This window comes from Phycicoccus avicenniae, from assembly GCF_018139485.1.
GTDB classification, from domain to species: Bacteria; Actinomycetota; Actinomycetes; order Actinomycetales; family Dermatophilaceae; genus Phycicoccus; species Phycicoccus avicenniae.
This window is the reverse complement of sequence record NZ_JAGSNF010000003.1, coordinates 305,580-319,957: the sequence shown is the minus strand read 5'-3', so window position 1 is coordinate 319,957 and position 14,378 is coordinate 305,580. Positions and strand designations below refer to the sequence as shown.

12 protein-coding genes and 1 riboswitch are annotated in these 14,378 nt (G+C 74.4%); of the genes, 9 read left to right on the top strand and 3 right to left on the bottom strand.

Annotated elements, in window-relative coordinates:
- Positions 1-15 precede the first annotated feature (15 nt).
- The 6 genes from gcvH to gcvP all read left to right on the top strand — a co-directional run bounded on the left by gcvH (position 16) and on the right by gcvP (position 6,034).
- Positions 16-402: a glycine cleavage system protein GcvH gene (gene gcvH, locus KC207_RS03500; RefSeq protein ID WP_211601502.1), complete on the top strand. Its 387-nt coding sequence runs from the start codon at positions 16-18 to the stop codon at positions 400-402.
- A 113-nt stretch (positions 403-515) separates the two neighbouring features.
- Positions 516-974 (top strand): FHA domain-containing protein, encoded by a 459-nt coding sequence (locus KC207_RS16835; protein WP_249138527.1) that lies wholly within the window; start codon positions 516-518, stop codon positions 972-974.
- Between the two features lie 8 nt (positions 975-982).
- Entirely contained in the window at positions 983-1,666 is a 684-nt protein-coding gene (gene ftsR, locus KC207_RS16830) for a transcriptional regulator FtsR (protein WP_249138526.1), read from the top strand.
- 33 nt (positions 1,667-1,699) lie between these two features.
- Positions 1,700-2,191, top strand: a complete 492-nt coding sequence (locus KC207_RS03490; RefSeq protein ID WP_211601501.1) for a bifunctional nuclease family protein — start codon at positions 1,700-1,702, stop codon at positions 2,189-2,191.
- A gap of 210 nt (positions 2,192-2,401) precedes the next feature.
- Positions 2,402-2,923, top strand: a complete 522-nt coding sequence (locus tag KC207_RS03485) for a MerR family transcriptional regulator (protein WP_211601613.1) — start codon at positions 2,402-2,404, stop codon at positions 2,921-2,923.
- A 65-nt stretch (positions 2,924-2,988) separates the two neighbouring features.
- A riboswitch (glycine riboswitch) is annotated at positions 2,989-3,085 on the top strand.
- Between the two features lie 72 nt (positions 3,086-3,157).
- Positions 3,158-6,034, top strand: coding sequence for an aminomethyl-transferring glycine dehydrogenase (gene gcvP / locus KC207_RS03480; protein WP_211601500.1), 2,877 nt, complete (start codon positions 3,158-3,160; stop codon positions 6,032-6,034).
- A 34-nt stretch (positions 6,035-6,068) separates the two neighbouring features.
- Here gcvP and KC207_RS03475 read toward each other — a convergent pair whose 3' ends face one another.
- The gene (locus KC207_RS03475) at positions 6,069-9,074 is read right to left on the bottom strand and encodes an AAA family ATPase (protein ID WP_211601499.1); all 3,006 of its coding nucleotides are present in this window, start codon (positions 9,072-9,074) and stop codon (positions 6,069-6,071) included.
- Positions 9,071-10,237, bottom strand: coding sequence for an exonuclease SbcCD subunit D (locus KC207_RS03470; RefSeq protein ID WP_211601498.1), 1,167 nt, complete (start codon positions 10,235-10,237; stop codon positions 9,071-9,073). The genes KC207_RS03475 and KC207_RS03470 overlap by 4 nt, the downstream gene beginning before the upstream one ends.
- 93 nt (positions 10,238-10,330) lie before the next feature.
- Between KC207_RS03470 and KC207_RS03465 the strand changes: the two genes are divergently transcribed.
- A complete protein-coding gene (locus KC207_RS03465) occupies positions 10,331-11,812 on the top strand; it encodes a glutamate-cysteine ligase family protein (RefSeq protein WP_211601497.1) in 1,482 nt (493 codons plus the stop codon).
- A gap of 16 nt (positions 11,813-11,828) precedes the next feature.
- On the opposite strand, the gene KC207_RS03460 is transcribed toward KC207_RS03465, so the two are convergent.
- Positions 11,829-13,250 (bottom strand): sugar porter family MFS transporter, encoded by a 1,422-nt coding sequence (locus KC207_RS03460; protein ID WP_211601496.1) that lies wholly within the window; start codon positions 13,248-13,250, stop codon positions 11,829-11,831.
- 134 nt (positions 13,251-13,384) lie between these two features.
- Between KC207_RS03460 and KC207_RS03455 the strand changes: the two genes are divergently transcribed.
- Both KC207_RS03455 and KC207_RS03450 read left to right on the top strand, forming a co-directional pair.
- The gene (locus KC207_RS03455; RefSeq protein WP_249138525.1) at positions 13,385-13,927 is read left to right on the top strand and encodes a DUF1697 domain-containing protein; all 543 of its coding nucleotides are present in this window, start codon (positions 13,385-13,387) and stop codon (positions 13,925-13,927) included.
- Positions 13,924-14,373 (top strand): OsmC family protein, encoded by a 450-nt coding sequence (locus tag KC207_RS03450; RefSeq protein ID WP_211601494.1) that lies wholly within the window; start codon positions 13,924-13,926, stop codon positions 14,371-14,373. The genes KC207_RS03455 and KC207_RS03450 overlap by 4 nt, the downstream gene beginning before the upstream one ends.
- Positions 14,374-14,378: the final 5 nt, after the last annotated feature.

The window sequence follows — 14,378 nt, the reverse complement described above, 5'->3', positions numbered from 1 at the left end:
CGAGACTGGAGCACCATGAGCGACCTCGAGTACCCCGCAGGCCTGCGCTACACCGCCGAGCACGAGTGGCTGCGCACCGAGGGCGACACCGTGCGGGTCGGGATCACCTCCTTCGCCCAGGAGGCCCTCGGGGACGTCGTCTACGTGAGCCTCCCGGGGGTCGGCGACACCGTGACCGCGGGGGACACCTGCGGCGAGGTCGAGTCGACGAAGTCGGTGAGCGACCTCTACGCCCCGGTCTCGGGGGAGGTCACGGCGGTCAACCCCGCGCTGGACGCCACCCCGGAGCTCGTGAACACCGACCCCTACGGCGAGGGCTGGATGTACGAGCTGCGCCCGGCCGACGGCGCCGACGTCGAGGCCCTCATGGACGCCGACGCGTACACGGCCCAGCTGTCCTGACCACCCACCGCGGCGCCCCCGCCGGGGGCTGCCCGAGGATCGGGACGACGCGGGGTCCCCGCGTCCCTTAGGGTGGGCTGACCTCGAGTCACGAGAAGGAGGAGGAGCGCGCCATGAGCACCGACGAGCGCGAGCAGGGTCCCGCGCCCGCGGCCGAGCCGACGACGATGCGGTTCCAGGCCGTCGAGGGGTCGACCCGGCCCGAGCAGACGGGTGAGGGCGAGCACGCCCTCACGAAGGCCGACCTCGCGACCGTCGAGGCCCTGCGTCCCGGCACCGCGCTCCTCGTCGTCCTCCGTGGCCCGAACACCGGGGCCCGGTTCCTCCTCGACGACGACGAGGTCGTGTCCGGGCGTCATCCGGACAGCGACATCTTCCTCGACGACGTCACCGTCTCGCGCAAGCACGCGGTCTTCCGGCGGACCGGCGACACCTTCCAGGTCTCCGACGTCGGCTCCCTCAACGGGACCTACGTCAACCGCGACCTCGTGGACGAGGCGACGCTCGGCACCGGCGACGAGGTGCAGATCGGCAAGTTCCGCCTCGTCTTCTACGCGGCCGCGCAGGGCTGACCCCGGCGGTGGCCGCGGCCCTGACGATCGGGGCGGTCGTGCGCGCCCTCGCCGAGGAGTTCCCCGACGTCTCGGTCTCCAAGGTCCGCTTCCTCGAGTCCGAGGGTCTCGTCACCCCCGAGCGCTCCGGCGCCGGCTACCGTCGCTTCACCGAGGACGACGTCGAGCGGCTGCGGTACGTCCTGCGGGCGCAGCGCGACCTCTTCTGGCCGTTGCGGGTCATCAAGGAGGCCCTCGCCCAGGCCGACCGCGGACTCGAGCCCGCCGGCCCCGACCGGCCCGCCGCGCTCCCACGGGTCATCGACGACCCGGCGCTCCCGGACGCCGGTGCGGTCAGTGGCGGGGCCGTCCTCCGGCTCACCCGCGACGAGCTCGTCGCGGCGTGCGGCCTCACCGCTCCCGAGGTGGACGAGCTCGTCGACCACGGGATGCTCCGCCCGGACCGCGCCGGGCTGCACGGCGCCGCCGACGTGCGCGCCGCGCGCGCCGTCGCCGGTCTCGCCCCGTACGGCCTGGAGCTGCGTCACCTGCGGGCCTTCCGGACCGCGGCCGACCGTGAGGTGGGGCTTCTCGAGCAGGCCACGGGCGCGCTGCGCGGCGAGGCGGCGGTGCAGGCCCGGGAGGACCTCGTGCGGCACGCCCTCGCGCTGCATGCCGCCCTCGTGCGCAACGGGCTCGACGAGGGGACCTGACGACCCGTCGTCCTCGCGGGGTACGGTGACGGGATGAAGGTCCTGGACGTCCTCGGGGTGCGGGTCGAGATGCCGACGAACAACCCGATCGTGCTGTTGCGCGAACGCGACGGCGACCGCTACCTGCCGATCTGGATCGGGGCGGCGGAGGCCACGGCCATCGCCTACGCCCAGCAAGGGGTCGTGCCGCCGCGCCCGCTGACGCACGACCTGCTGCGGTCGGTCATCGACGAGACCGGCCACACCCTGACCCGGGTGCGCATCACCTCGCTCGAGGACGGCGTCTTCCACGCCGTCCTCGACATCGACGGGGGAGCGGCCGAGGGCGGCACCGACGTCGACTCCCGGTCCTCCGACGCCATCGCCCTCGCGCTCCGGGCAGGGGCCGACATCGTCGCCGACGAGGACCTCCTCGCCGAGGCCGGGGTCGAGATGACCGAGACCGAGGACGACGAGGTGGAGAAGTTCAAGGAGTTCCTCGACCACGTGTCGGCGGACGACTTCGACACCGAGAGCGACTCCTGAGGGCGCGACACGCCGAGGGCGTCGGGGCCACGGTCGTTGACCGCCGTCACATGCGCCTCTAGTTTCACACCTGTCACAGAAGTGACCGGAGAGTGACGCCTATGTCATTCCCGGCGTAGAGTCGCTCCGTCAGGCGGCATCCAGGAGGTAGGCGTGGGCTCCACAGGAGAGGCGCGACGCACGGGCCAGGTCCCGGCGGCGGCGCAGGGGATGCTGTTCTCCGACGACCTGCCCGAGCTCGACGAGGAGGTCGGCTACCGCGGCCCCACGGCGTGCCAGGCGGCCGGGATCACCTACCGCCAGCTCGACTACTGGGCCCGCACGGGGCTCGTCGAGCCGTCGGTCCGCTCCGCCGGCGGGTCCGGCACCCAGCGGCTCTACGGCTTCCGCGACATCCTCGTGCTCAAGGTCGTCAAGCGGCTCCTCGACACCGGCGTCTCGCTCCAGCAGATCCGCGGCGCGATCCAGGTGCTGCGGGACCGCGGCGTCGAGGACCTCGCCGGCATCACCCTGATGAGCGACGGCGCCTCGGTCTACGAGTGCACCTCCACCGACGAGGTCATCGACCTGCTCCAGGGCGGCCAGGGCGTCTTCGGGATCGCCGTCGGCCGGGTCTGGCGCGAGGTCGAGGGCGAGCTGTCCGAGCTGCCCGGGGAGCGGGCCGAGCAGGACGGCGCGGGCGAGCACCCCGACGACGAGCTCAGCGCCCGCCGGGCCGCGCGCCTGGCCTGACCCGTCCCGGCCCCGCCGCGCCGGCCCTCGTGCCGCGCGGCCGGTGGTAGATTCGGCACCGCCGCTCACACCGTGCGGGAGAGTCCCCGGCGATCGTCGTCGGGGCGCCGAAGGGGCAAATCTCCCCAGAACCTCTCAGGCGCCAGGGACCGCACGGCACAGGCACCTCTGGAGGAGCGTCACGGCCCGACAGAGGGGGAGACGTCGACGCCGTCTGCCCCTGGAGGTCCGTCCGTGAGTACCCCCGCCCTTCCCGACTTCGCCGCCCGCCACATCGGTCCGCGCGAGAGCGACATCGAGACGATGCTCGGCGTCGTCGGAGCCGGCTCGCTCGCCGAGCTGGTCGACAAGGCCGTGCCCTCGGGCATCCGCGCGGCCGGTGAGCTCGACGTGCAGGCGGCCGCCTCCGAGCAGGCCGTCGTCGCCGAGCTGCGCGAGGTCGCCGCCCGCAACCGGGTCGTGACCTCGCTCATCGGCCTGGGGTACTACGGCACGGTGACGCCGGCCGTCGTGCAGCGCAACGTCCTGGAGAACCCGGCGTGGTACACCGCCTACACGCCCTACCAGCCGGAGATCTCGCAGGGACGCCTCGAGGCCCTCCTCAACTTCCAGACCGTCGTCTCCGACCTCACGGGGCTGGCCGTCGCGGGCGCCTCCCTCCTCGACGAGGCCACGGCCGCGGCCGAGGCGATGACCCTCATGCGGCGCGGCTCGAAGGTCGCCGCCGACGCCGTGCTCCTCGTCGACCGGAACGTCTTCCCGCAGACCCTCGCCGTCGTCCGGACCCGGGCGCTGCCGCTGGGCCTCGAGGTCGTCGAGGCGGACCTCGAGGGGGTCGACTCCGTCGAGGCGCTGCGGGCCGCGGCGGGCGACCGCGACGTCTTCGGCGTCCTCGTCCAGTACCCGGGCCTCGACGGCTCGCTGCGCGACCACCGCGCCCTGGCCGACGCGGCGCACGAGGCGGGGGCGGTCGTCACCGCGTCCGCCGACCTGCTCGCCCTGACCCTCGCGACGCCGCCGGGGGAGTGGGGCGCGGACATCGCCGTCGGGACCACGCAGCGGTTCGGGGTCCCGATGGGCTTCGGTGGCCCGCACGCGGGCTACATGAGCGTGCGGCAGGGCCTGGAGCGCACGCTGCCGGGCCGCCTCGTCGGCGTCTCGGTCGACGCCGACGGCGCCCCGGCCTACCGGCTGGCGCTGCAGACCCGGGAGCAGCACATCCGCCGCGAGAAGGCGACGTCGAACATCTGCACCGCCCAGGTGCTGCTCGCCGTCATGGCGAGCATGTACGCCGTCCACCACGGTCCCGAAGGGCTGCGCGCGATCGCCCTGCGTGTCCACGGGCACGCCAGCGCCCTCGCCGCGGCCCTCCGCTCCGGCGGGTACGACCTCGGGGACGCGCCGTTCTTCGACACCCTCGCCGTCCGCGCGCCGGGCGAGGCCGAGCGGCTCGTCGCCGCGTGCCTCGCCGAGGGCGTCAACGTCTGGCGCCGGGACGACGACACCGTCCTCGTGAGCCTCGACGAGACGACGGACCTCGTCGTGCTGGGCAAGGTCTGCCGGGGCTTCGGTGTCGAGGCCCCCGGCCGGGTCGAGGTCGCCGCCCCCGCGTGGCCGGGGTCCTTCGCCCGCACGAGCGACTACCTCACCCACCCCGTCTTCTCGGCCCACCGGTCCGAGACCGCGATGCTGCGCTACCTGCGCCGGCTCGCCGACCGCGACTTCGCGCTCGACCGCGGGATGATCCCGCTCGGCTCGTGCACGATGAAGCTCAACGCGACGACCGAGATGGTCGCGGTGACGTGGCCGGAGTTCGCGGCGCTGCACCCGTTCGCGCCGCACGAGCAGACCCGCGGCATCCGGGGCCTCGTCGACGAGCTGTCGTCGTGGCTGTGCGAGATCACCGGCTACGACGCCGTCTCGCTCCAGCCCAACGCCGGCTCGCAGGGCGAGCTCGCGGGGCTGCTCGCCATCGCCGCCTACCACCGGGCCGCGGGCGACCACGAGCGCCGGATCTGCCTCATCCCCTCGAGCGCGCACGGCACGAACGCCGCGAGCGCGGTCATGGCGGGGATGAAGGTGGTCGTCGTGGGGACCGACCCGAGCAGCGGCAACGTCGACATGGACGACCTCGCGGCCAAGGTCGAGCAGCACCGCGACACGCTCGCGGCCATCATGGTCACCTACCCGTCGACGCACGGCGTCTTCGAGGACACGATCACCGACCTGTGCGCCATGGTCCACGACGCCGGCGGCCAGGTGTACGTCGACGGCGCCAACCTCAACGCGCTCGTCGGGGTCGCCCGGCCCGGTCGGTTCGGCGCCGACGTCTCGCACCTGAACCTGCACAAGACGTTCTGCATCCCGCACGGCGGCGGTGGGCCCGGGGTCGGGCCCGTCGCGTGCCGCGAGCACCTCGCGCCGTTCCTGCCGAACCACCCGCTCGACGCCGACGCCGGGCCGGAGACCGGGGTGGGGCCGATCTCGGCCGCTCCGTACGGGTCGGCCGGCATCCTGCCGATCTCGTGGGCCTACGTGCGGCTCATGGGCGGGGCCGGGCTGACCCGGGCCACGGAGGTCGCGGTGCTGTCGGCGAACTACGTCGCGGCGCGGCTGCGGGAGGCCTTCCCGGTGCTCTACGCAGGGCACGGCGGCCTCGTCGCCCACGAGTGCATCCTCGACCTGCGGGGCATCACGAAGGAGACGGGGGTGACCGTCGACGACGTCGCGAAGCGGCTCATCGACCACGGGTTCCACGCCCCGACGATGTCCTTCCCGGTGGCGGGCACCCTCATGGTCGAGCCGACCGAGTCCGAGGACCTCGGCGAGCTCGACCGCTTCTGCGACGCCATGCTCGCGATCCGGAGAGAGATCGACGAGGTCGCGCAGGGCACGGTCGACGTCGCGGACAGCGCCCTGCGTCACGCCCCGCACACGGCCGAGTGCCTGACGGCGGACTGGGACCACCCGTACGACCGCCGCACCGCCGCCTACCCGGACGGCGTCGACGCTGCGTCGAAGTACTGGCCGCCGGTGCGCCGCATCGACGGGGCGTACGGCGACCGCAACCTCGTGTGCTCCTGCCCGACGCCGGAGGCCTTCGAGGACTGACGGCGGGAAGGGGCTGCCCGCGGGCCCCCGTCGCTCAGGCGGCGGGGGCGCCGTCCGCGACGCGCACGGACGCGGTGCTGCCGGCGACCCCCTTCTCGACGACCACCTGGTGCGGGACCCGGGTGCGCAGGTCGGCGACGTGGCTCACGACGCCGACGGCCCGCCCGCCCTCGCGCAGGCCGTCGAGGACGGTGAGCACCTGCTCGAGGCTGTCGTCGTCGAGGCTGCCGAAGCCCTCGTCGACGAACAAGGTGCCGAGGTCGAGCCCGCCGGATTCCTCCCGGACCGCGTCCGCGAGGCCGAGCGCCAGCGCGAGCGAGGCCATGAAGGACTCGCCCCCGGACAGGCTCGCGGTGTCGCGCGCCCGCCCGGTCCACTGGTCGAGCACCCGCAGCCCGAGCCCGGACCGCTTGCCGCCGGCCACCCGGTCGTCGCTGTGCTCGAGGACGTAGCGGCCCCCGCCCATGACCGCGAGCCGCTCGTTGGCGCGGGCCGCGACCGCCTCGAGCCGAGCGGCGAGGACGAAGGAGGTGAGCCGCATCTTCAGGGTGTTGTCCGGGCTCGTGCCGACGACGGTGTCCGCGAGGTCGCGCAGCCGGTCGTGGCGGTGGGTCAGCGCCGCCACCTGCTCGCACGCACCGAGCACCCGCGGCGCCACCCGGCCGAGGGCCCGGTCGGCCCGGCGCAACGCCTCGAGCTGCTGGTGGGCGCCGAGGACCTCGCGCCGGGCACCGGCCCGGGCGTCCTCGAGGACCGGGAGGTCGGGCGGGTCGAGGGCGAGGGCCGCGGCGACCTCGGGCTCGGCGAGGACGGACCGCGCGGCGTCGGCACTCCTGACGTGCTCGTGCACGGCGTCGCGCAGGCGGTCGGCCTCCGTCGTCGGCAGCGCGGCGGCTGCGCAGTCCTCGGCGGTCTCGAAGCCCGCGTCGGCGAGGGCCGCCGCGAGGTCGACCTCGGCCCGGGCGAGCCGCTCCTCGGCGCCCCCGAGCGCCTCCTCGGCGCGGCGCAGGGCCTCCAGGGCCTCGCGCACGGTGTCGTGGGACGAGGCGTCGGCCGAGCCGCACGGACAGCCGGCGTGGGCATCGGTGGCCGCGGTGAGGGCGGACGCCGCCCGCTCGGCGTCGGTCTCGAGCTCGGCGGACCGGGCGTCCAGCGCGTCGAGCGTCGCGAGGGCCCGGGTGTGCTCCCCGCCCCGCCCCTCGGCCTCGGCCCGGGACACGGCTTCGGCGGTCTGCGCTCCAGCGAGCTCGGCGGTGGCGGCTCGGGCCGCGGCCCGGGCCGCGCGGGCGTCGTCGAGCGCCGCGGTGACCTCCGCGCGGGTGCTGCCCTCGAGGAGCCCTTCCCGGGTCTCGACGGCCGCCTCGAGGCGGCGCGCCTCACCGGCGAGGGCGTCCAGCCGCTCGGACGCCTCCGTCAGCCGCGACTCTGCGTCCTCGAGGGCGGCGTCGTTGACCCGGTCACCGGCCGCGGCGGGGGCGGGGTGCTCGGTGGCCCCGCAGACGGTGCACGGGCGACCGTCGACGAGGGCGTCCGCGAGCTCGGCCGCCATCGAGTCGACCCGCCGCTCGCGTAGCAGGACGAGCGCCTCGCGGCGGTCCGCGACGTGCTCGCGCGCCTCGAGGAGCGCCGGGACGAGGTCCTCGCGGGCCGACCGGTCCCGCTCGAGGTCGTCGAGCGTCGACGCGGACGCCTCGAGCCGGCGCACCCGCTCCTCGTGCCCGTCGGCGCCCTCCGCGGCGCGAGCGAGGACGCGGACCCGCTCGCCGGCGTCCGAGGCGGCCGCCACGGCCTCGGCGTGGGCGGCCTGTGCCGCCGTCGCTGCCTCGGCGGTCGCGAGGCGGCGCTCCGCCGTCCCGGCGAGCTCCGCGGCGACCCGAGCGGCGTCCTGCCGGGACGTGACGACCTCGGCGGCCGCGGGGTCGAGGTCGCGCAGGTCCCGCAGGACCGCGACGGCCGGCCGGTCCGCGGGCATGCCGGACGCCACGAGCGGTCCCCGGGCCCGCTCGCACCGGGCCCGGGCGTCGGCGGCCTCCTGGCGAAGGCGCTGCTCGGCGCGCAGGTGCCCGCGGACGGTGGCGGCGCGGTCCGCGGCGTCGAGCCGTGCGACCCGGTCCGCGTGGGCCTCGCCGTCGGCCTCGAGGGCCGTGAGGCGCCGGCGGGCCCGCGCCGCGCGCTCCTGCCGCTCGTGGGTCGTGCTCGCCTCGTCGTGTGCGGCGACCGCGGCCCGTTCGACCTGCTCGGCGGCGTCGAGCCGGGCCATGGCCTCACCGACCCGCCGGGCGAGGTCGTCGGCCACCCCGCGCACCCGGTCCGGAAGGCCGGCGAGGTCGGCCTCGTCGACGACGGCGGGGCCGTGCTCGTGCTCGTCCGCGACGGAGCCGAGGAGCTCCTCGACGACGCGCAGCTCGGCGTCGAGGGCCGAGCGGGCCCCCTCCGCGTCGGCGGCCGAGCGGCGTCGGGCGTCGACGAGCCACTGCTCGACGTCGGCGAAGACGGAGATGTCGAAGAGCCGCTGCAGCAGGGAGCGGCGGGCCTCGGGGTCGGCCCGCAGGAACGTCGCGAAGTCGCCCTGGGGGAGCAGCACGACGCTCGCGAACTGCGAGAGCCCCATCCCCAGGAGGTCGAGGACGAGGTCGGCGACCTCGTCGTTGCGGTGGCTGAGACCCTCCCACCGGGACCCGACCCGCTCCTCGAGGACGACGGAGGCGGGGACGGACGTCGTCCCGCTGCCCCGCTTCTTCGGGCGGTCCCACGCGGGGGAGCGGGTGATCCTCAGCCTCCGGCCACCGACCGTCAGCTCGAGGACGACCTCGGGCCGCACGTCCGGTGCCGCGTGGTCGCTGCGCAGGCCGTGCCGACCCCGGGCGCCGGGGACGTCGGCGTAGAGGGCGAAGCAGACGGCGTCGAGGAGCGTCGTCTTGCCCGCGCCAGTCGGGCCGTGGACGAGGAAGAGCCCGGCGCCCGCGGCGGTGTCGAGGTCGATCTCGACCCGGCCGGCGAACGGCCCGAACGCCTCGACCTCGAGGCGGTGGATCCTCACGCCGCCCCCACGGACCGGGCCCGACCCTCGTCGTCGGTGGCGCCGCGGGCCAGCCGGGCGGCCTCGACGGCCTCGCGGACGAGGGCCTGCTCCTCGTCGTCGGCGGCGCGCCCGCCACGGACGTGGCCGAGGAAGTCGCAGCAGACGTCGACGGTCGAGCGCTGGGCGACCCGGGTGGCGTAGGGGCGCAGCGGCGCGGCGGCGCCCTCGGGCTCGAAGCGCAGCTCGAGGGTGTGCGGGAAGCGGCGGCGCAGGCGTTCCATCGCCCCGAGCGGGCGCGCGGCGTCGGTGAGGGTGACCTGGCACCAGGCCGACTCCGCCTCGCGGTGCTCGGGGGACGCGAGGAGGTCCTCGATCCGGCCGCGCAGGACCGCGAGCGGTCGCCCGACCGGTGCGTCGACCTCCTCGACGACGGGCTCGTCCCCGGACAGGTCGACGAGGAGGGAGCCCTTGCGCTGCCGCGCCTCGCCGAAGGACATCGCGAGCGGCGAGCCGCTGTACCGGACGTGCTCGTCGACGGCCTGCCGGCCGTGGAGGTGCCCGAGGGCGGCGTAGTCGACCCCGTCGAAGACGTCGGGAGCGACGACGGAGACCCCGCCGACCGCGATGTCCCGCTCGGACTCGCTCGTCGCGCACCCGCTGACGAAGGCGTGCGCCATGACGACGCTGCGGCCGCCGCGCGTCGCGACGTCGTCCCGCACCCGGTCCATCGCCGCGCGGACGACGGCGCCGTGGCTGCGCTCGGTGGCGCCGAGCGCGTCGGCCACGAGCGACGGCTCGAGGTAGGGGAGCGGGTGGACCGCGACGTCGCCGAGGAGCACGGGCCGGCCGATGTCGGCGACCGAGGTGCGCACGTGCACCCCTGCACGCTCCAGGAGGCCGGAGGCGAAGCCCAGCCGCACCGCGGAGTCGTGGTTGCCGCTGGAGACCACCACGCGCGCCCCGGCGTCGACGATCCGCTCGAGGGTGCCGGAGAGCAGCTCGACGGTGTCGGGCGCGGGCAGGGCCCGGTCGTAGACGTCACCGCTGACGAGGACGGCGTCGACGCCCTCGGTGCGGACGACGTCGACGAGGTGGTCGAGCCAGGCTGCCTGGGCACCGAGCAGCCCGACCCCGTGGAACGAGCGTCCCAGGTGCCAGTCCGAGGTGTGCAGCAGCCGCATGACCGAAACGGTAGGAGAGAGGTCCGACAACCCGGTGGACCGAAACGCGATGCGCCGCTACCGCCGACCCGTGCGATGTGGTTGGTTGTCACCATGGGAGCCGAGGTCTCCGCGCAGAGCTACACGCGCGAGCAACGTCAGCGGTACCGCGAGAAGGTGCGCCAGAACCTCGACGTGTTCGAGCGGATGCTCACCCAGAGCAGCTTCGAGTTCGAGCGCCCGATGACGGGGCTCGAGATCGAGCTCAACCTCGTCGACGGGGACCAGCAGCCGCACTTCCACAACGCCGAGGTGCTCGAGGCCATCGCCGACCCGGGGTTCCAGACCGAGCTCGCCCGGTACAACATCGAGCTCAACGTCCCGCCCCGGCCGTTGCCGGGGGACGCCGCGCTCGAGCTCGAGCACGACATGCGGGCCAGCCTCAACGCCGCCTCCAGCGCCGCGGCCGAGGTCGGCAGCCGGCTCGTCGCCATCGGCATCCTCCCGACCCTCATGCCCGAGCACTACGAGGGCGACTGGATCAGCGCCAACAACCGGTACACGGCGCTCAACGACTCGATCGTCGGCGCGCGCGGCGAGGACGTCTACCTCGACATCGAGGGCCCGACGGGGGAGCGGGTCGCGACCTACTCGAGCAGCATCGCGCCCGAGTCGGCGTGCACCTCGGTCCAGCTGCACCTCCAGGTCGCCCCGCACGACTTCGCGCCGCACTGGAACGCCGCCCAGGCGCTCTCACCCGTCCAGGTCGCCCTCGCCGCGAACTCCCCGTACTTCTTCGGCAAGCGGCTGCACGCCGAGACCCGCATCGAGCTCTTCAGCCAGTCCACCGACACCCGTCCGGTGGAGCTGAAGAACCAGGGCGTGCGCCCACGGGTGTTCTTCGGCGAGCGCTGGATCACCTCGATCTTCGACCTGTTCGAGGAGAACAGCCGCTACTTCCCGGCCCTCCTCGCCGAAGTGACCGACGAGGACCCGATGGCCAAGCTCCAGGCCGGGATCGCCCCGGACCTCGCGGAGCTGCGGCTGCACAACGGCACGGTCTACCGCTGGAACCGCCCGATCTACGACATCGTCGGCGGCACCCCGCACCTGCGGGTCGAGAACCGCGTCCTGCCCGCGGGTCCCACGATCGCCGACGTCCTCGCGAACGCGGCGTTCTACTACGGCGCCGTGCGGGTCCTCGCGGCCGCCGACCGGCCGGTCTGGACGAAGATGAGCTTCGCCGCGTGCGAGGAGAACTTCCGCCGCGCCGCCCGCGACGGCATCGAGGCGCGGGTGTACTGGCCGGGCTTCGGCGAGGTCTCCGCGGACGAGCTCGTGCTGCGCCACCTGCTGCCGATGGCGCACGAGGGGCTGGCGTCCTGGGGCGTCTCGGACGACGTCCGGGAGCGCTACCTCGGCATCATCGAGGGGCGGGCGACGACCGGGCTCAACGGGGCCGAGTGGCAGACCCGCGCGGTCGCGCACTTCGAGGCCGACGGCCACGAGCGCCGCGACGCGCTGCGGCTGATGCTCGGACGCTACGTCGAGCACATGGACGGCAACGAGCCGGTCCACACCTGGCCGCTGCCCTGACCGGCGGCCCCGGGCGCTACTCCATGTCCTCCAGCTCGCGGCCTTTGGTCTCGGGCACGAACTTGAGCACGAAGAACAGCGAGGCCAGCGCGGCGAGCGTGTAGAAGCCGTAGGCGAACCACAGACCCACGGCCGCCATCGAGGGGAACGTCGTCGAGATGAGGAAGTTCGCGGCCCACTGGGCGGCCGCGGCGACACCGAGCGCGGTGCCGCGGATCCGGTTGTTGAACATCTCGCCGAGCAGCACCCACACCGCCGGTCCCCAGGACATCCCGAAGAAGACGACGAAGAGGTTGGCCGCGACGAGCGCCGCCGGGCCGGCCGCCCCCTCGAGGACCGGCGACGTCGAGCCGTCGGGGTTCGTCGTCAACGGGGCCTGGCTGAAGATGACCGCCATCGTGCCGAGGCTGAGGAACATCCCGGCGGAGCCGATGGTGAGCAGCCGGCGGCGCCCGATCCGGTCGATGAGGGCGATGGCGACGACCGTCACGACGATGTTCGTCACCGAGGTGATGACGGTCTGCTGGAGGGCGTCCTCCTCGGTGAACCCGACCGCGCGCCACAGCGTCGTCGAGTAGTAGAAGATGACGTTGATCCCGACGAACTGCTGGAAGACCGACAGCGCGATCCCGATCCACACGATCGGCAGGAACCAGCCCTTCGGCGCGCGCAGGTCGGACAGCGAGGTGTGCCGGTCGCGCAGGATGGTCCGGCGGATCTCCTTGATCCGCTCGTCGACCCCTCCCTTGAGCACCTGCCGGAGGATGTTCCGGGCCTTCTCCTCCTCGTCGAGGTGCATGAGGTAGCGGGGCGACTCAGGGATCGTCGTCGCGAGCAGACCGTAGGCCACGGCCGGCACGACCTCGGTGATGAACATCCACCGCCACGCCTCGAGCCCGAGCCACAGCTCGTTCGCCGACCCGCCGGCGGCCGTCGCGATGGCGTAGTCGGACAGCAGGGCGACGAAGATGCCGGAGACGATGGCGAGCTGCTGCAGCGAGCCCATCCGACCGCGGATCGCCGCGGGCGAGATCTCGGCGATGTACGCGGGGGCGATGACCGAGGCGGCGCCGACACCGAGGCCACCGACCACCCGCCAGAGGATCATGTCGACCGGCCCGAAGGCGAGCCCGGAGCCCAGGGCGGAGATCGTGAAGAGGGCCGAGGCGAGGAACATCACCCGCAGCCGCCCCCACCGGTCCGCGAGGCGCCCGGCCCCGTAGGCCCCCGCCATGCAGCCGAGGAGGGCGGAGGACACGGTGAAGCCGGTGAGACCGGCGCCCATCCCGAAGTCGTCGCGCATGGCGTCGACCGCGCCGTTGATGACGGCCGTGTCGAACCCGAAGAGGAAGCCGCCGAGCGCGGCGACCGTGGCCAGCTGGACGACCTTGCTCGTGTAGTACCCCTGCTCGCTCGGCAGGTCCCGGGTCTGGCTCATCGTGCCTCCACGTCCTCGCGGCCGGCCGGGTCGTCGCGGTCGCCTGGGGAGACGGTCGCAGACGCCGCGCCGCGGCGCCACCCGACGGACGGACGGTCCGCACGTCGTCGGCGGGCGGTGACAGGATGTCGCACATGCCCCGCTACGTCGCCTTCCTGCGCGCGGTCAACGTCGGCGGCCGCTTCGTGCGGATGGCCGAGCTGCGGGCGGCGCTCGAGGGCGCGGGGTTCACGTCGGTGGAGACCCACATCCAGTCCGGCAACGTCGCCGTGACCAGCCGCCGCCGCTCGACCGCCGCCGTCGGGCGCGAGCTCACCGACGTCCTCACGGCGTGGGCCGGGTTCGACGTCCCCGCCATCGTCCGCACGCCGGCCGAGGTGGCCGCCCTCGTCGCCGAGGCCGACGCCGTCCCCGCCCTCCTGCCGGGGACGACGAAGCGCTACCTCGCGGTCGCGGACGGCGACGTCCCGGCCGACGCCGCTGCGACCCTCTCCGCGTGGGACGTCGAGGACGAGCGGGCCCGCGCCCTCACCGGCGGCGTCCTCGCCGAGCTGGGCAAGGACTTCCACCGCACCCGCCTGACCAACGCCCGGATCGAACGGATCACGGGCCTCACCACGACGTGGCGCGACCTCGGGGTCGTGCGCGCCGTCGCAGAGAAGTGGAGCCGACGATGACCGACGCCACCCAGGAGACCGGAGGCACCGGCCTCGGCCGCCGCACCGTGTCGATGGCCCGGACCGGGAAGGGCACCTACCGGGTGACGAACGCCCGCGGCGGGACGATCGAGATCGGGGGAGGGGAGTCCGACGACTTCACCCCCGTCGAGCTGCTGCTCACGGCGATCGCGGGCTGCAGTGCGGTCGACGTCGACTTCATCACGAGCCGGATCGCCGAGCCGGTCGCGTTCGACGTCGACGCCGCCGGCACGAAGATGCGCGACGACGACGGCAACCACCTCGGGGACATCGAGGTGACCTTCCGGGTGCGCTTCCCCGACGGGGAGGACGGCGACCGCGCCCGCGAGCGGCTGCCGCGAGCGGTCGCGCAGAGCCACGACCGGCTGTGCACCGTCTCCCGCACGGTCCAGCGCGGCGCGCCGGTGTCGATGACGCAGGACTGACCCCC

Bases quoted from the DNA above. Each gene is read 5' to 3' on its own strand.
- KC207_RS03470 (WP_211601498.1), bottom strand. From the start codon at position 10,237: ATGCGGCTGCTGCACACCTCGGACTGGCACCTGGGACGCTCGTTCCAC.
- KC207_RS03490 (WP_211601501.1), top strand. From the start codon at position 1,700: ATGAAGGTCCTGGACGTCCTCGGGGTGCGGGTCGAGATGCCGACGAAC.
- KC207_RS16835 (WP_249138527.1), top strand. From the start codon at position 516: ATGAGCACCGACGAGCGCGAGCAGGGTCCCGCGCCCGCGGCCGAGCCG.
- KC207_RS03465 (WP_211601497.1), top strand. From the start codon at position 10,331: ATGGGAGCCGAGGTCTCCGCGCAGAGCTACACGCGCGAGCAACGTCAG.
- gcvH (WP_211601502.1), top strand. From the start codon at position 16: ATGAGCGACCTCGAGTACCCCGCAGGCCTGCGCTACACCGCCGAGCAC.
- KC207_RS03455 (WP_249138525.1), top strand. From the start codon at position 13,385: ATGCCCCGCTACGTCGCCTTCCTGCGCGCGGTCAACGTCGGCGGCCGC.
- KC207_RS03485 (WP_211601613.1), top strand. From the start codon at position 2,402: ATGCTGTTCTCCGACGACCTGCCCGAGCTCGACGAGGAGGTCGGCTAC.
- KC207_RS03460 (WP_211601496.1), bottom strand. From the start codon at position 13,250: ATGAGCCAGACCCGGGACCTGCCGAGCGAGCAGGGGTACTACACGAGC.
- KC207_RS03450 (WP_211601494.1), top strand. From the start codon at position 13,924: ATGACCGACGCCACCCAGGAGACCGGAGGCACCGGCCTCGGCCGCCGC.